The following is a 17,053-nucleotide window of genomic DNA, read 5'->3' on the forward strand; positions in this document are numbered from 1 at the left end:
ACAGTGGGCCGCATCCGTTACACAAAAAATATACAAAAATCAGGGGAGAAACAGGAGAGGACGACATGACGATCCGCTATGGCTGTTTCTTCAGTTACGCCCATGGCCAGCACGCCTACATGAGAGAGTTCCGCAATGCCCTCGTGGATGCTCTGCGCTGCTATCTTGAACCGCACCTGGATACCGAAGCCGAACTGTTTGTCGACAGCGAACAATTGGGCGGCGGCGACGACATCGATGCCAAAATTGCGCGCGCCATGTGCGAAAGCGTCTGCATGATCATGATCTACACGCCCAAGTACGAGGCACATGCCTATACCCGGCGTGAATTCGCGGCCATGCAGCTGATCGAGGCGGAGCGCCGCACGTGGTATACGCTGCCCAGCCACCTGATCATCCCCGTGATCATGACGCGGCATCCGGTCGGCCTGCCGCCGCAGATCAGCGAGCCGGGATATTACGTGGACTTTTCGCGGTACACGCTGGCAACGGGCGACCTGAAGACGAATCCCGATTTTTTGCCGGACATCGACAAGATCGTGCAGCGCATCGTGGCCCACTACCACAATCTGAAGTACAGCATTCCGCCGGGGCACGATTGCGGCCGGTTCGTGTTGCCGCCGGCGCCTCCGGAATGGCGCCCCGTGCCGCCGCCGCATTTTCCCCGGTAAGGCGGCGCGCATCGTTCGACCGGATGATCCGATGTCGACGTTGCGCGCCGATGCCCGTATTCACGCGAAACGTCGCTGCCGATATTCGCCGCCTGCATCCGCTGCCTGTATCGGTTGCTTGTCATTATTGCCTGTATCCGCCGCTTTCTTTTGCCGTCTTGCCTGTATCCAGCGCTTCTACCTTGAGGGCCCGCCATGGAACCGTACGAACTGTCTCTCCCGCCCCTGGATGAACCCGGTGAAGTCGTCACCTTCCATTCCTACAAAGGGGGGGCGGGGCGCACGATGGCGCTGGCCAACCTGGCCGTCATGCTGGCACGCCGCAACAACGCGACCGTGCCCACGCTGATGATCGACTGGGACATGGAGTCGCCGGGCCTGCACCATTATTTCAGGGCGATCGGGGACGGGCCGGGGGTGCTGGAACTGTTCGAGGCATGCCGCGACCAGCTGCTGCGCCGCTCGCGGCGGGCCGGCGCACGCGACGATGCAGCCCTGGCCCAGGCCGTACTGGACGCGGTGGGGTGGGAGCAATATGTCAGCCGGGCCGACCACGGCCGCCCGCTGTACCTGATGCGGGCCGGCAGGCAGGATGCCAGCTACCCGGAGCGGCTCGCGCGGCTGGACTGGGAAGCGCTGTTCGATGCCTGCCCGGCCCTGTTCCGCGTGTTCGCGGAAAACGTGGCGCGCCGCTTCCGGCACGTGCTCGTCGACTCGCGCGCGGGGCGCGGCGGCACCGCTGGCATCTGCACCACGCTGCTGCCCACGAAGCTGGTGCTGGTATTCGCGCCGAACCGCCAGAACCTGGAAGGTATCGAGGCGCTGATCGGCCGCGCCACGACCTGGCGCCGCAGCCATGAGGACGAGCAGCGCCAGATGCTGATCTACCCGCTGCCGTCGCGCATCGAAATGGACGATTCGGCGCGCCGCGCGCTGTGGCGACGCGGCGACCCCGAGCGCGGCATTCCCGGTTACCAGCCGCTGTTCGAACGGGCACTGGCCGAGGCCTACGGGCTCTCGCGCATTTCACTGGAAAGCTATTTCGACGAGGTGCAGCTGCAGCAGGCGCGTGGCCTGATGTGCGGCGAACCGCTGCCCGTCTTCGGCGACGAGGAGGATGACCGCTTTTCCGTTACGCGCACGTTCCAGGCATTCCTCGGCTGGTTCCTCGGCGGCTACCGGCCGTGGCAATCGCGCGATGAAATTCCGCTGCTGAACGCCGTGGCGCAGGGCAGGGCGGCGATGGAACGCGGCGGCGGGCGCGGCGTATCATTGCCGCTGGCGCGCGACCTGGCCCGGCTGGGCGAGCTGTACCGTCGCGAAGGCCGTCCCGACCAGGCCGCAGGTTGCCTGGAAGAAAGCGTGTCGCTGCAGGTGCTGATCCTGGGCGAGGATCACGCCGATACGCTGGACAGCAAGGCCGCGCTGGCGGACCTGCTGTTCGAGCAGGAAAAATACCAGGAAGCGCACTTCCTGCAGGTCGCCGTGCTCGCCGTGCGCGAGCGCCTGTTCGGCGCCGGCGCGCCGATCACGCTGGAAGCGGCGTCCGCACTGGCGGCAACGCTGGCGCAGCTGAACCAGATACCCGAGGCGCTGGCGTTGCAGGATGCCGTCATCGAAGCGCACGTGCGCCAGCTGGGCAACGAACACCTGGCCACCGTGGAAAGCCTGGCGGTACGGGCGGACATCCTGTGCCACGGCGAGCAGCTCGACGGCGCGGTGGACCTGCTCGAACAGGTGCTGGCGCTGCGCACCCGGCTCCTGGGAGGGGAACATGCCGACACGGTACGCACGCGCAAGGTGCTGGCCCAGGCGCGCACCCGGCTGAAACAGCCGGAACCGCCGGCCGCGCGCGATGTGCACGGGCGCGGTCACCGCGGCGTGGGCGCCGAGCAGCCGCGGGCCGGCTACCCCGTTGTCCGCGGGCGCCGGGGCAGTCCGGACGAGCTGGCGGTGGACGAGCTGTCGGGGCCAAGCCTGGGCATGCGTTGAAAGCGCCACATTTTGCAGCATGCGGCAACACCCGCATGCGCTGGGCAGTCGTTGCTTCAGGTAAAATTCCCATATGAGGATTCTTATCAGTAACGACGACGGCTACCTGGCCCCCGGCATCAACGCGCTGGCCGATGCGCTTGCCGCGATCGCCGACATCGTGGTGGTGGCACCGGACAGCAACCGCTCCGGCGCATCGAACTCGCTGTCGCTGGATCGCCCGCTGTCGGTGCAGCAGGCTGCCAATGGTTTCTATTTTGTCAACGGCACGCCGACCGATTGCGTGCACGTGGCATTGACGGGCATGCTGGTCGAGCGCCCGGACCTGGTGGTTTCCGGCATCAACAACGGCCCCAACATGGGCGACGACACACTGTACTCCGGCACGGTGGCGGCGGCGACGGAAGGCTATCTGTTCGGCATTCCGGCCATCGCGTTTTCGCAGGGCGAATGGGGCTGGGCGCACATCGACGACGCGGCGAAGGCCGCGCGCGACATCGTGCTGCGCTATGCGGAAGCGCTCGAGAAGCCTTACTTGCTGAACGTAAATATCCCGAACCGGCCTTACGACCAGCTCGGCAAGCCGGTGGCCACCCGGCTGGGCCGGCGCCACCAGGCCGAGCCGGTCATCAAGTCGCATGACCCGCGCGGCCGCGAAATCTTCTGGATCGGCCCGCCCGGTGCCTGCAAGGACGCCGGCGAGGGCACCGACTTTCACGCGGTGCAGGCAGGGCGCATTTCCATGACGCCCCTGCAGATCGACCTGACCCACCGACCCCAACTCGACCTCCTGGCAAAGGCCCTCGGATGACCGACAAGCCCCGTACTTTCCCGCTGCCCTTGTCGTCAGTGACGGACAAGGGGCAAAAGAAGCAGCCCGTGTTCGGCCCGGTGGCAACGCCGCAGACGGCCACGCGCAATGCGGCACTGAGCGCGGCGGCACTGGGCGCGGCAGCCGGCACGGCATTTGGCGACGTGGGCAAGCCCATGCGGGAGCCTGCAAGGGAGCCGGCGCGCGGCGTTGTGCATGCCGCGCCGCACGGCGGCGCGTCCGGCGCCACGGCACGGCCGTTGCGGCAGGCCGGCTCGGTCATCGAGCGCGTGCAACCCGCCGCGCCGCGGCAGGATGCGCTGGTGTCTGGCGCGGTACGGCGCGCGATGGTGGCCCGGGTGGCGAAAATGGGGGTGCGCGACCCGGTCGTGCTCAATGCGCTCGAAGCCGTGCCGCGCCACCTGTTCGTCGAGGAAGGGCTGGCGCCGCAGGCCTACATCGATGCGTCGCTGCCGATCGGCCACCACCAGACGATCTCGCAGCCCTATATCGTGGCACGCATGATCGAGGTGATGCGGCAGGGCGCGGCGCTGAAAAGCGTGCTGGAAATCGGCACCGGCTGCGGCTACCAGGCAGCCGTTCTTGCATGTATTGCACAAGACGTGTATTCCATTGAGCGTATCAAACCGTTACATGAGCTGGCGAAAGCCAACCTGCGGCCGCTGCGGGTCCCGAACCTGCGGTTGCACTACGGAGATGGTATGCTTGGGCTGCCACAGGCAGCGCCGTTCGACGGCATCATCCTCGCCGCCGCGGGTCTGGAAGTACCGCGGGCGCTGCTGGAACAACTGGCCATCGGCGGGCGACTGGTCGCGCCGGTAGGCGAGCGCACCCAGCACCTGGAGCTGGTCACGCGCGTGGCAAAGAGCGAATGGCAACGCCAGTTGCTCGAAGACTGCCACTTCGTACCGCTGCGGCCCGGTACTGTGTGAAGAACAAGTAATAACCCGCCTGGCCGCACGAAAACGCCTGGTCCCCGTGACCGGTGCCGCCGCGTGCCGCCTCAAAGGTGTAGCCGAGAGATATGAAACCCGATGAGCATGACGAAAAAAAGCACCCTGTTTGTATTATTGCCGCTGGCGGTATTGACCGCCTGTAATTCCACTCCGAACCAGGCGCCCGTGATCGAGCGCCCCATCGTGCGCCGCGCGCCGCCGCCGGCGCCCGCGCCGGCACCGGTCCATGAGACCCGGGAAGGTTACTACACGGTGAAACGGGGGGATACGCTGGTGCGTATCGCGCTCGATCACGGCCAGAATTACCGCGACATCGTGGCGTGGAACAATCTCGCCAATCCGAACGACATCAAGGTCGACCAGGTGCTGCGCGTGGCGCCGTCCGAGGATGCGCCGGGCGTGCGCACGGCCGCCGTGGTCATGCCGCCGGATACGACGAAGATCGCGCCACCGAAGAAAACCGAACCGAAGGGTGACAAGAAGCCGTTTGCCGAAGGCGACCTGAAGGCTGACCGGAATGGCGACGGCAAACCCGATCCGGCACCGAAGGCCGCCGAGCGGCCGGTGCAGCTGGCGAGCGCGAAACCATCGGCGCCGGCGGTGCCGGCGGGACCCGTACTGTCCGCCGAGGACCGCGAAGTCAGCTGGATGTGGCCGGCCGAAGGCAAGGTCGTCGGGCAGTTCGACGAAGGCAAGAACAAGGGCATCGACATCGCCGGCCGTCCTGGGCAGCAAGTGCTTGCGGCAGGTGGAGGGAAGGTGATGTATGCCGGCAGCGGCATCCGCGGTTATGGTAATCTCGTCATTGTGAAACACAGTAACGGCCTGCTGTCCGCGTATGCCCACAACCGGTCCATCCTCGTGAAGGAAGGCCAGTCGGTCAACAAGGGCCAGGCGATCGCCGAGATGGGCGATTCCGATTCCGATAGCGTCAAGCTGCACTTCGAGATCAGGCAGCAGGGCAAACCGGTGGATCCGTCCAAGTTCCTGCCCAATCGCTAGCGATTATTCCTAATTTTCTATAGGTAACGCTCATGTCAAGCTCGTCGAATGATCCTCTGGAAGATGACTCCCTCCCGGACGAATATTCGGACGAGACGCTCGCCGATGACCAGCTCCGCGACGAGCAGCTCGGCGACGAGGGCATCGACGAAGGCCGCGGTGGCGGTGGCGAAGTCGCGGTCGACGGCCGCGGCGCGGCGCTGGCCACCGTCGACGAGCTGAAGAAGGTACTGGCGGCCGAGCTCTCCACCGATACCACGCAGCATTACCTGAACCAGATCGGTACCCGGCCGCTGCTGACCGCGCCGCAGGAAGTGCATTTCGCCACGCTGGCCAAGGCGGGCGATTTTGCTGCCAGGCAGAAAATGATCGAGCACAACCTGCGGCTTGTCGTGTCGATCGCCAAGCATTACATCAACCGCGGCGTGGTATTGCTGGACCTGATCGAGGAAGGCAATATCGGCCTGATGCGGGCGATCGACAAGTTCGAGCCGGAACGCGGTTTCCGCTTTTCCACCTACGCCACGTGGTGGATCCGCCAGAGCATCGAGCGGGCCATCATGAACCAGGCGCGTACGGTGCGGCTGCCGGTGCACATGGTGCGCGAGCTGAACCAGATTCTGCGCGGCAAGTATCACCTCGAAGCACAGCACCACAACGGCAAGGATGCGAGCGCCGAGGATATCGCCGACCTCGTCGGCCGTCCGGTGGAAGAAGTGCAGGACATCCTGGCATTGTCCGAACACGCCACCTCGCTCGACGCGCCGCTCGACAACGACCCGCAGTCGTCGCTGATGGACATGCTGCCCGGCGACGCCGACGACAGCCCCGATGCGCGCGCCGAACACCACGAAATGACGCAGCTGGTGCGCGACTGGCTGTCGCGCCTGCCGGACAAGCAGCGCATCGTCATCATGCGGCGCTTCGGCCTCGACAACGACGATCCCGCCACGCTGGAAACGCTGGCCGAGGAAATGGGCGTGACCCGCGAGCGCGTGCGGCAGATCCAGCAGGAAGCCCTCGTCAAGCTGAAGCGGGCAATGGCCGCACGCGGCGTGGTGCGCGATTCGCTGCTCTAGGGTGGCCCCGGTCGTTGGCCTGGCAGTCGCTTGCAATCAACAATCAGCAGCCGTGCTTCCCTGGCCTGCTCCGGGAGTGCATGGCTGACCGGGCATTTCTGCGTGCACGGCCCGCCCGAAATCTCGTCCCGCCTTCTGCTATCATACTGCCCTCCCAAATCGCCGCCTCGCCGGCCAACCGATAGACACTCATGCAAGACAACAGCATCGAAATCAAATCGCTCGACATGGACGCGCGCGGCGTCGGCCACATGCAGGATAACGAAGACGGCACGCCGGGCAAGGTGGTGTTCGTGGAAGGCGCGCTGCCGGGCGAGCGCGTCAGCTTCGAGCTGCTGCGCAAGAAGAAGAACTGGGGATCGGGCCGCGTCACGGAAATCCATCGCGAATCGGCGATGCGCGTGCAGCCGAAATGCGTGCACTTCGATATCTGCGGCGGCTGCTCGATGCAGCACCTGGAAGCTTCCGCGCAGGTGGCGGTCAAGCAGCGCGTGCTGGAAGATAACCTGTGGCACCTGTCCAGGGTGAAGGCGGACGTGATGATGCGGCCGCTGCATGGCCCCACCTGGGGCTACCGCTATCGCGCGCGCCTGTCGGCGCGCTGGGTGGCCAAGAAGAATACGGTGCTGGTCGGCTTCCATGAAAAGAGATCGGTGTTCGTGGCCGATATCCAGAGCTGCCAGATCCTGCCGAAGCACGTGTCGGACATGCTGATGCCGCTGCGCGCCCTGATCGGTTCGATGTCGATCTTCGACAAGGTGCCGCAGCTCGAACTGGCGATCGGCGAAGACCTGACGGTGCTGGTGATGCGCAACATGGCGCCGCTGACGGGTGACGACGAGGCAAAGCTGAAAGCCTTCGCCGACGAATTCGACATCCAGTGGTGGCTGCAGCCGAAAGGCCCGGAAACGGCGTATCCGTTCTACCCCCTGGCGAAGGAGCTGCATTACCTGCTGCCGGAATTCGGCATCCGCATGCCGTTCAAGCCGGTCGACTTCACGCAGGTGAATCATCAGATCAACCGCGTGCTGGTGCACAAGGCGCTGCGCCACCTGGACGTGCAGCCGGGCGAGCGCGTGGCCGACCTGTTCTGCGGCATCGGCAACTTCACGCTGCCGCTGGCCACGCAGGCGCGCGAAGTGGTGGGCATCGAGGGCAGCACCACGCTGACCGAGCGTGCGCAGGCCAATGCCGTCGTCAACGGCGTGGGCGACAAGACCACCTTCTATTGCCGCAACCTGTTCGAGGTGACGAAGGACGACCTGATCGCGCTGGGCAAGTTCGACCGCATCCTGGTCGATCCGCCGCGCGACGGCGCGATGGCGTTGTCGACGGCGCTGGCCGACCTGAAGGACAGCAACCCGGAACTGCTGCCGAAGCGGATCGTCTACGTGTCGTGCAGCCCGTCCACGCTGGCGCGCGATGCGGGCGTGCTGGTCAACCGTGCCGGCTATGCGCTGTCGCAGGCCGGGGTCATGAATATGTTCCCTCATACATCGCACGTGGAATCGATGGCGGTGTTCGACCTGATCTGATCGGTTCCACCGCCCCGCATTGCCGGACGCGAGGGCACGTGCATCGATGGCGGTGTGCGACCTGATCCGGAGGGCTGACGCGCCGGTGCAACTCGCCGCATGCGCGTATTGACACCCGTTGCGCTTCTTGCAAGACTGGGCTCTCCACCTCTGGAGAGCCCATGCCTGCGTACCGCTTCCTCCTGCTGTTCTGCCTTTCCTGCCTGTGGCCCGCGGCGCGGGCGCAAACCGCCGTCGAATCGTTCTCTCCGCAAGACACCGTGAAAGGCGTGCGCCAAGTCCAGGCGCGCTTTTCCGGCCAGATGGTGGCGTTCGGCGACCTGCGCCTGGCCGATCCGTTCGAGATCGACTGTCCCCAGCCCGGCAAGGGCCGCTGGATCGACGGCAGCAACTGGAGCTACGACTTCGAGCGCGACCTGCCGGCCGGCGTGGCCTGCCGCTTCACGCTGAAAGCCGGGTTGAACGACCTGGCCGGCCAGCCGGTGCAGGGCGAACGCACCTACGCATTCGATACCGGCGGCCCGGCCGTGATCGCCGCGCTGCCTCACGAGGGCGCGCGGATCGACGAGCGGCAAGTGTTCGTGCTGGCGCTCGATGCGCTGCCGCGCGACGAAACGGTTGCCGCCAGGGCCTGGTGCCGCGCCGGCGGCATCGGTGAAAAGATTCCCGTGCGGGCGGTGACCGGCACCGAGCGCGACCAGATCCTGGCGGCGCGGCAGCAGTTCGTGCAGCGGCACCTGTCGGTGTACTACGCGGCGCACGGCGTGACGTGGAAGGCCGGCGTGCGCGTCAAGGGCGACCGCCATGCCGCGCAGCCCCTGGCGGTGCTGCAGTGCGCACGCACGCTGCCGGCCGATGCCGAGGTGGCGCTGGTGTGGGGGGCGGGCATCGCCACCGCCGGCGGCATCGCCACCACGCAAGACCAGGTACTGGCTTACCGCAGCCGTCCCGATTTCAGCGCGAAATTCAGTTGCGACCGGGTGCGCCGCAACGGCCCCTGCATTCCCGTGCTGCCGCTGCGCCTGTCGTTCAGCGCGCCGCTGCCGGTCGACCAGCTGCGACAGATCGCGCTCGTGGCGCCCGATGGCACGCGCCGCCAGCCGTCGTTCGACGGCGAAGCGAAGAGCGGCATGACGCTCGACGCGGTTTCGTTTGCCGCGCCATTGCCGGCCAATGCCACCTACCGCCTGCAGTTGCCGGCCGGGCTGAAGGACGATGCCGGGCGCCCCCTCGTCAACGCCGCCCGCTTTCCAATGACGGTGCGCACCGGCGAGGCGCCGCCGCTCGTCAAGTTCCCGGCACGGTTCGGCATCATCGAGTCGAAAGGCGACCGCCTGCTGCCCGTGACCGTGCGCAATGTCGAAAGGTCGCTGGCCGGCCGGTCGGCGGCTGTGCAGGGCAATGCGCTGCGCGTGGCGGACAACGCCGACGACGAAGTGATCGGCTGGCTGGGCAGGCTGTCGGGCCCGCACGGCTGGAAGCCGGATGAACAATATGCAAATAGCATGACGGCCTCGCTGCTGGCCGGTGCCGGTCCACGCGCCGGGGTGCAGCGTTTCGACCTGCCGAAGCCGGGCGGCCGCAAGGCCTTCGAGGTGATCGGCATTCCGTTGAAAAAACCGGGCTTCTACGTGGTCGAACTGGCCAGCCCGAAGCTGGGCGCGGCGCTGCTGAAAAAGCCCGGTACGGCCTACATCAACACGGCCGCGCTGGTCACCAACATGGCCGCGCACTTCAAGCACGGCAAGTCATCGTCGCTGGTGTGGGTCACGTCGCTGGACAGGGGCGCGCCGGTGGCCGGCGCCAAGGTGGCCGTGCGCGGCTGCAACGGCAAGCTGCTGTGGCAGGGCGATACTGATATGCAGGGCATCGCCCGCATCGGCAGCGAACTGCCGGCCGTGAAGTGCGGCTACTCGGAACGCTATTTCGTCAGCGCGCGCAGCGGCGAGGATTTCACCTTCACGCTGTCCGACTGGGATGAAGGCATCGAGGCGTGGCGCTTCAACGTGCCGACGGAAGAGCGGGCCGCGCACAACCTGATCGCCGCCACCGTGTTCGACCGCACGCTGCTGCGTTCCGGCGAAACGGTGCACATGAAGCACTTCATGCGGCGGCACACCACGGCCGGCATCGAATTCGTCGGCGCCGGCGACCGTGTGTCGCGCGAGGCGTACGACCCGGCCACCGATACGATGAAAAAGCAGGAGGATGCGGCGCAACCCGGCAAGGTATTCATCCTCCATGAGGGCAGCGACCAGCGCTACGAGCTGCCGCTGGCGTGGCAGAACGGCAGCGCGGCGGTGGACTGGAAGATCCCGGCCGATGCGAAGCAGGGCTGGTACCAGGTGCTGCTGAACGGCCAGGCATCGGGGCGCTTTCGCGTCGAGCAATTCCGCGTGCCCACGATGAAGGCCGTGCTGCAGGGCCCTGCGATGCCCGCGGTGCGGGCGGCGCAGGTGCCGCTGGACGTGCAGCTGTCGTACCTGTCCGGCGGCGGGGCCGGCGGCGCGCAGGTGAAAATCAGCACGGTGGTGGAGCCGAAGGCGGTCGGCTTCGCCGACTACGGCGAATTCGCGTTCGCCGGGCCGGATATCAGGGAAGGCGTGGAACGGGACCGCCCCGCGTTCGACGAGGACGAAGGCGTTTTCGAGGAAGACGAAGGCGAAGGCGATGGCGGGTCCGGCGGCACGGTGCGCACCCGGAGCGTGACGCTGGACCACGCCGGCGGCGCGCGCGTGATGCTCGACAATCTGCAGGGTTCGCATGATTCGTCGCCGCAGCCGGCCGAGCTGCTGGCCGAGATGACGTGGCAGGATCCGAACGGCGAAACGCTGACCGGCTCGGCCCGCATTCCACTGTGGCCCAGCGCGGTGGTGGTCGGCATCGCGCCGGACGGCTGGGTGATGAGCAAAAAGGCGCTGAAGTTCACGGTGGCCGTGCTCGACACACAGGGCCGCCCGGTGGCCGATGCGCCCGTGCAGGTCGACTATTTCAGGCGCGAGACCTGGTCGCACCGGCGCCGGCTGGTCGGCGGCTTCTATGCCTACGAGAGCAGCAGCGAGATCAAGGCATTGGGCCAGGCGTGCACCGGCCGCACCGATGCGAAGGGGCTGCTGGTCTGCACCGGCGCCGCACCGCAGGGCGGCAACCTGATCCTGCGCGCCACGACAAGCGACAGCCGGGGCAACCCGGCCGTGACCAGCCGCGAGACGTGGGTGGCCGATGGCGACGACTGGTGGTACAAGGTCACCGACAACGACCGCATCGACCTGCTGCCCGAACGCAAGCGCTACGAGCCGGGCCAGCAGGCGTCGCTGCAGCTTCGCATGCCGTTCCGGCGGGCCACCGCGCTGATCACGGTCGAGCGCGAAGGCATCCTCGACACCTACGTGCGCGAACTGTCCGGCAATGCGCCCGTGTTCACGATCCCGATGAAACCGTCGTATGCGCCGAACGTGTTCGTGTCGGCGCTGGTGGTGCGCGGCCGGGTGGCCGGCATCGCGCCCACGGCGCTGGTCGATCTCGGCAAGCCGGCGTACAAGCTGGGCATCGCGCCGTTGAACGTGGGGTGGGCCGCCAGCGAACTGAAGGTGCGGGTCGCCGCCGACAAGCCGGTGTACAAGGTGCGCGAGAAAGCCACGGTGACGGTGCGGGTGGCGCGGACCGATGGCGGCAAGCCGCCGGCCGGCACCGAGGTGGCGCTGGCCGCGGTCGACGTCGGCCTGCTGGAGCTGATGCCGAACGACAGCTGGCAGTTGCTGGAAGCGATGATGCAGCGGCGCGGGCTGCAGGTGAGCACCTCCACCGCGCAGATGCAGGTGGTGGGCAAGCGGCACTTCGGCCGCAAGGCCGTGCCCAGTGGCGGCGGCGGCGGCAAGGGCGCCGGGCGCGAGCTGTTCGACACGCTGCTGTTCTGGCAGGCCAGCGTGAAGGTCGATGCCGATGGCGAGGCACGCGTGCAGGTGCCGCTGAACGATTCGCTGACCTCGTTCCGCATCGTCGCCGTCGCCCATGGCAACGCCGGCCTGTTCGGTACCGGGCAGGCGGACGTGCGCACGTCGCAGGACCTGATGCTGCTGTCGGGCCTGCCGCCGCTGGTGCGCGAAGGCGACCGGGTGCGCGCCGGATTCACGGTGCGCAATGCCACGGCCGCGCCGCTGCAGGCGGCCTTGACCGCCACGATGGCCGGCAAGGCGCTGCCCGTGAAAAAGCTCGCCCTCGCGGCAGGGCAGGCGCAGGAAGCGGCGTGGGACGTGACCGTGCCGGCCGGCGCGACGGAGCTGGCATGGGACGTCGCCGCGACCGCCGGCGGCACCACGGACCGGTTGCGCGTGCGGCAGAAAGTGCAGCCTGCGGTTCCGGTGCGCACGATACAGGCCACGCTGCTGCAGCTGGACCGGCCGCAGGCGATGACGGTGCAGCCGCCGGCCGATGGGGTGCCCGGCCGCGGCGGCATCCGCGCATCGTTCGCGGCGCGCCTCGGCAACGACCTGCCGGGCGTGCGCGAGTGGATGAGCGCCTATCCATACACGTGCCTGGAGCAGCGGGCCTCGCAGGCCGTGGCACTGCGCGACGAGGGCACCTGGCGCGGCATCGCGGAGACGCTGCCGGCCTTCCTCGACGGCGACGGGCTGGCGAAATATTTCGCGTCGATGGAGCAGGGCAGCGATACGCTGACCGCCTACCTGCTGTCGGTCGGCGCCGAGGCGGGCTATGCGTTGCCGCCGATGGCGAAGTCGCGCATGCTCGACGGGCTCGAGGCATTCGTCGAAGGCCGTATCGTGCGCGGCTCGCCGCTGCGCACGGCCGATCTGGCGGTGCGCAAGGTGGCGGCGCTGGAGGCGCTGTCGCGCGAAGACCGCGTCAAGCCGGCGATGACGGAATCGTTCTCGCTGCAGCCGAACCTGTGGCCCACGTCCGCCGTCATCGACTGGTACCTGGTACTGACGCGCACCCCGTCGCTGCCGCAGCGCGAAGCGCGGCTGCGCGAGGCCGGGCAGATCCTGAAATCGCGGCTGAACCTGCAGGGCACCACGATGACCTTCTCCACGGAACGCAGCGACGACTGGTGGTGGCTGATGGCCTCCGCCGACGTCAATGCCAACCGGCTGCTGCTGGCGATGCTGGACAACCCGGCCTGGAAGGCGGACATGGGCCGGCTGGCGCGCGGCGCGCTGGGCCGGCAGAAGAAGGGCCATTGGGATACCACGGTTGCCAATGCGTGGGGCACCCTGGCGCTCCATAAATTCTCCCAGGCGTTCGAGGCGGTGCCGGTGGCGGGCAATGCCACCGCCACGCTGGGGGGCGAAACGCGCAGCGCGGCGCTGGCGGCCGACACGCAAGGCGCCGCCGTCATGCTGCCGTGGCCGCGCGGCGCCGCGTCGCTGGACCTGCGGCATGCCGGAACGGGCAGGCCGTGGGTCACCGTGCAAAGCCTGGCGGCGATCCCGCTGGCGGCGCCGCTGTCGTCCGGCTACACGATCCGCAAGACCGTGACGCCGGTCGGCCAGGCCCGGGCCGGAGCGTGGCAGCGCGGCGACGTCTACCGCGTGCGCCTGGGCTTGGACGCGCAGAGCGACATGACATGGGTGGTCGTCGACGATCCGATCCCGGCCGGCGCCACGGTGCTCGGTTCGGGCCTCGGCAACGATTCGCGCATCGGCACCCAGGGCGAAAAGGCGTCCGGCTGGGCATGGCCGGCCTTCCAGGAGCGCACGTTCGGCGCGTTCCGGTCGTACTACGAATTCGTCCCGAAAGGAAAATGGACGGTCGACTACACGGTACGGCTGAACAACGCCGGGCGGTTCGGCCTGCCGCCGACGCGCGTGGAAGCGATGTACAGCCCGGAGATGTTCGGCGAACTGCCGAACGCGCCGGTCGAGGTGAAGTGATGCGCGGATCGTTCCTCGCCGCGTTCCTGGCCGCGTTGCTGGCGTCACCGTCGACCTTCGCGGCGCCGACGCCGGAAGCGGTCAGGGCGCAATGGCGCTCGTCCGATGCGGTGCTGCTGGACCGCCATGGCGCACCTGTGCAATCGCTGCGCATCGACCGGCAGGGGCGCCGCGCGCCGTGGGTGGCGCTGGCGGATATCTCGCCCGCGCTGCCGCTGGCCGTGCTGCAGGCCGAGGACCAGCGCTTCATGGAACATGGCGGCGTCGATTTGCGGGCGATGGGGCAGGCGGCCTGGGACAACCTGTTCCGCGAACGGCCGCGCGGCGCATCCACCATCACGATGCAGCTGGCCGGGCTGCTCGATCCGGCGCTGAAGGGCGCGCCGGGCGGGCGCACGCTGCGCCAGAAATGGGACCAGGTGCGGGAAGCCCGCGCGCTCGACGCGGCGTGGAGCAAGGCGCAGATCCTGGAGGCTTACCTGAACCTGGCGGCGTTCCGCGGCGAGCTGCAGGGGGTGGGCGCGGCGGCGCAGGCCCTGTTCGGCAAGGCGCCTTCCGGCCTGGACGTGGCCGAGTCGGCCATTCTTGCCAGCCTGCTGCGGGCACCGTCCGCATCGCGGCCGGCAGTGGCGCGGCGTGCCTGCGCGCTGGCCAGGGAGCTGGCGGCGGCCACGCCATGCGCCGGCATCGAACGCGCCGCGCAGGCCGCCTTCTCGCGGCAGGCGGCGATGGCGCTGCTGCCGCCGGCGCGGGAAGCGGCCGCGCGATTGCTGAAGGGCGCCGGCGATCGCGACGTGAATACACTGCACAGCACGCTGGACGGGACCTTGCAGCGGCATGTGCAGGCCGTGCTGCGCCAGCAGTTGATGGCGCTGCGCGAGCGCCACGTGGCCGACGGCGCCGTGCTGGTGCTGGACAACGCCAGCGGCGATTTCCTGGCGTGGGTCGGCAACGCGGGCGGCAGCGAAGTCGATGGCGTGACCGCCCTGCGGCAGGCCGGATCGACGCTCAAGCCGTTCGTGTATGCGCTGGCGCTGGAGCGGCGGCTGCTCACGGCCGCGTCGTTGCTGGACGATGCGCCGCTCGATATCGCCACGCCATCCGGCCTGTACGCGCCGCGGAACTACGAGCACGACTTCAAGGGGCACGTGACGGCGCGGGCCAGCCTGGCCGGGTCGCTGAACGTGCCCGCGGTGCGCACGCTGATGCTGGCCGGGCTGGACCGCTTCGCCGAACGCCTGCATGCGCTGGGTTTCGCGAGCCTGACGGAGCAGGCCGATTTCTACGGGCCGTCGCTGGCGCTGGGCTCGGCCGATGTCAGCCTGCTGGAACTTGCCAATGCCTACCGCGCGCTGGCGAACGGCGGCGTGGCCGGCAGCCCCACGCTGCTGCCGCGGGCGCGGCCGGAACCGGGGCGGCGCGTGTTCGATGCGGGCGCGGCGTTCATCGTCGGCGATATCCTGGCCGACCGCGCCGCGCGGGCGGCCACCTTCGGCCTGAAGAACGAACTGGCCGCGCCGTACTGGGCCGCCGTCAAGACGGGCACCAGCAAGGACATGCGCGACAACTGGTGCATCGGGTTCACCGGGCGCCACACGGTCGGCGTGTGGGTCGGCAATTTCGATGGCAGCGCGATGTGGGACGTGTCCGGCGTGACCGGCGCCGCTCCCGTGTGGCGCGAGGTGATGGATTACCTGAACCGCCACGGGCCGGGCCGTGCGCCGGCCGCGCCCGCAGGTGTAGTACGGCGCACGGTGACGTGGGAGCCGGCGCTCGAATCACCGCGCCCCGAATGGTTCCTGAAGGGTACGGAGACCACGCGCGTCGCGCTGCTGCCGGAAGGACGGCGCACGCCGAAGATCGTGTATCCCGTCGGCGACACGGTCCTTGCTGTCGACCCGGATATACCGGCAGGCCGGCAACGCGTGTTTTTCCTCGCCCACGGCCCGCAGGGCTTGCGCTGGCAGCTCGACGGCGAGCCGCTCGGCACCGCCGGTGCCCATGCCGGCTGGCAACCCGTGCCGGGGAAGCACGAACTGGTGCTGCTGGACGGCGCGGGCGGCGAACTGGACCGCGTGACCTTTACCGTGCGCGGCGGCGGGTGACGGCGCGCAACCCCAGCAGCAACAGGCCGGCACCGAGCAGCGCGCCGGCGGACGGTTCCGGGACCGGCATGATCCGCGTCACATTCGACTGCGCCTGGAAATAGACCGACATCGCGCGGTCTTCGGCACTGCCGTTGGCGAATGCCAGCATGAAATCCTCGTCGATGACCATCCGGTCCGGCCAGTCGGCAAAGGACAGGCTCTGGCGGATGAACTGGGTGAATGTATAGCCGTGCTCGTCGACGATGCCGACATGGGCCATGCTGGTGGCCTCGTAGTATTCGTCCGGTGTACCGTCCCGCGCCGCCAGCGCCGACAAATGGCCGCCGATCGTCAGCACCGTGTGGGGGCGCAGGATGAAATGCACGGCCTGGTTGGCGGTGGCGCCGGCCGTGCCGTAGCTGCCGAGGCTGGCATCGCCCGCCGCGGCCGACGCGACATCGGCCAGGGCGCCGCTGGTGCGCGCCGCCACCGTCGCACCCCCGAAGTCCAGCTGCACCGTGCCCGGCATCGACGGATCGGGATAGCCGGCCGCGTAATAGTCCGTGGTGCCCGCGTACAGGTAGGCGAACAGGGAGGGCTCGACCGACCGGATGTCGTAGCCGGCCGCCGCGCCATCCCGCGGCGTCAGGTCGAGCACGCCGAAGCGGACATCGGTGATGGCCGCGGCAGCCGTGCCGCCGGCCGTTGCATCAAACGAGCCCAGCAAAAGAAACAGCGATGTCATCGCGGCAAAGAACGGGCGTGAATTTACAGCCATGAAGCCTCCATGCGGTAGGGGAAGATTAAGGAAGGCTCAAGCGCGCGTTCGAGTGCCCGCATCATACGAACTGATCAGCTCGCTTCCGTTGACTTCGCCCACGATTCACGGCGGAACTTTTCGACCTCCGCGTGCGCGTAGCAGGATCGCCACGAATCTGTTGCCAAACCACCCGGGGACAGTCCCCGATTTTTTACAACACATGTTGTTGCTAAAATTCGGGGACTGTC

The 17,053-nt window shown here is 67.9% G+C and carries 10 protein-coding genes; 9 read left to right on the forward strand and 1 reads right to left on the reverse strand.

Annotation, left to right across the window (positions count from 1 at the left end; all coding sequences use genetic code 11):
• Positions 1-65: 65 nt before the first annotated feature.
• The 9 genes from GJV26_RS21425 (at position 66) to pbpC (ending at position 16,063) form a co-directional block, all read left to right on the forward strand.
• Positions 66-671: a toll/interleukin-1 receptor domain-containing protein gene (locus GJV26_RS21425; RefSeq protein ID WP_155710747.1), complete on the forward strand. Its 606-nt coding sequence runs from the start codon at positions 66-68 to the stop codon at positions 669-671.
• A gap of 195 nt (positions 672-866) precedes the next feature.
• On the forward strand, positions 867-2,663 hold the full coding sequence (locus tag GJV26_RS21430) for a KGGVGR-motif variant AAA ATPase (protein ID WP_155710748.1): 1,797 nt from the start codon (positions 867-869) through the stop codon (positions 2,661-2,663).
• 73 nt (positions 2,664-2,736) lie between these two features.
• Positions 2,737-3,474: a 5'/3'-nucleotidase SurE gene (surE, locus tag GJV26_RS21435; RefSeq protein WP_155710749.1), complete on the forward strand. Its 738-nt coding sequence runs from the start codon at positions 2,737-2,739 to the stop codon at positions 3,472-3,474.
• Positions 3,471-4,427, forward strand: coding sequence for a protein-L-isoaspartate(D-aspartate) O-methyltransferase (locus GJV26_RS21440; RefSeq protein WP_155710750.1), 957 nt, complete (start codon positions 3,471-3,473; stop codon positions 4,425-4,427). The genes surE and GJV26_RS21440 overlap by 4 nt, the downstream gene beginning before the upstream one ends.
• A 108-nt stretch (positions 4,428-4,535) precedes the next feature.
• Entirely contained in the window at positions 4,536-5,453 is a 918-nt protein-coding gene (locus GJV26_RS21445) for a peptidoglycan DD-metalloendopeptidase family protein (protein WP_155712636.1), read from the forward strand.
• Positions 5,454-5,485: 32 nt separating this feature from the next.
• Positions 5,486-6,532: an RNA polymerase sigma factor RpoS gene (gene rpoS, locus GJV26_RS21450; RefSeq protein WP_155710751.1), complete on the forward strand. Its 1,047-nt coding sequence runs from the start codon at positions 5,486-5,488 to the stop codon at positions 6,530-6,532.
• 191 nt (positions 6,533-6,723) lie between these two features.
• Positions 6,724-8,067 (forward strand): 23S rRNA (uracil(1939)-C(5))-methyltransferase RlmD, encoded by a 1,344-nt coding sequence (rlmD, locus tag GJV26_RS21455; RefSeq protein WP_155710752.1) that lies wholly within the window; start codon positions 6,724-6,726, stop codon positions 8,065-8,067.
• Positions 8,068-8,228: 161 nt separating this feature from the next.
• On the forward strand, positions 8,229-13,958 hold the full coding sequence (locus GJV26_RS21460; protein ID WP_155710753.1) for an alpha-2-macroglobulin family protein: 5,730 nt from the start codon (positions 8,229-8,231) through the stop codon (positions 13,956-13,958).
• Entirely contained in the window at positions 13,958-16,063 is a 2,106-nt protein-coding gene (gene pbpC, locus GJV26_RS21465) for a penicillin-binding protein 1C (RefSeq protein ID WP_155710754.1), read from the forward strand. Before GJV26_RS21460 ends, pbpC begins: the two co-directional genes overlap by 1 nt.
• On the opposite strand, the gene GJV26_RS21470 is transcribed toward pbpC, so the two are convergent.
• Positions 16,041-16,823: a PEP-CTERM sorting domain-containing protein gene (locus tag GJV26_RS21470; RefSeq protein WP_155710755.1), complete on the reverse strand. Its 783-nt coding sequence runs from the start codon at positions 16,821-16,823 to the stop codon at positions 16,041-16,043. The two genes, pbpC and GJV26_RS21470, sit on opposite strands and share 23 nt — an antisense overlap.
• Positions 16,824-17,053 lie beyond the last annotated feature (230 nt).

Origin of the sequence: Pseudoduganella dura, from assembly GCF_009727155.1 — a bacterium.
Classification (GTDB): Bacteria; Pseudomonadota; Gammaproteobacteria; order Burkholderiales; family Burkholderiaceae_D; genus Rugamonas; species Rugamonas dura.

Bases quoted from the DNA above. Each gene is read 5' to 3' on its own strand.
- GJV26_RS21425 (WP_155710747.1), top strand. From the start codon at position 66: ATGACGATCCGCTATGGCTGTTTCTTCAGTTACGCCCATGGCCAGCAC.
- GJV26_RS21430 (WP_155710748.1), top strand. From the start codon at position 867: ATGGAACCGTACGAACTGTCTCTCCCGCCCCTGGATGAACCCGGTGAA.
- surE (WP_155710749.1), top strand. From the start codon at position 2,737: ATGAGGATTCTTATCAGTAACGACGACGGCTACCTGGCCCCCGGCATC.
- GJV26_RS21440 (WP_155710750.1), top strand. From the start codon at position 3,471: ATGACCGACAAGCCCCGTACTTTCCCGCTGCCCTTGTCGTCAGTGACG.
- GJV26_RS21445 (WP_155712636.1), top strand. From the start codon at position 4,536: ATGACGAAAAAAAGCACCCTGTTTGTATTATTGCCGCTGGCGGTATTG.
- rpoS (WP_155710751.1), top strand. From the start codon at position 5,486: ATGTCAAGCTCGTCGAATGATCCTCTGGAAGATGACTCCCTCCCGGAC.
- rlmD (WP_155710752.1), top strand. From the start codon at position 6,724: ATGCAAGACAACAGCATCGAAATCAAATCGCTCGACATGGACGCGCGC.
- GJV26_RS21460 (WP_155710753.1), top strand. From the start codon at position 8,229: ATGCCTGCGTACCGCTTCCTCCTGCTGTTCTGCCTTTCCTGCCTGTGG.
- pbpC (WP_155710754.1), top strand. From the start codon at position 13,958: ATGCGCGGATCGTTCCTCGCCGCGTTCCTGGCCGCGTTGCTGGCGTCA.
- GJV26_RS21470 (WP_155710755.1), bottom strand. From the start codon at position 16,823: ATGGCTGTAAATTCACGCCCGTTCTTTGCCGCGATGACATCGCTGTTT.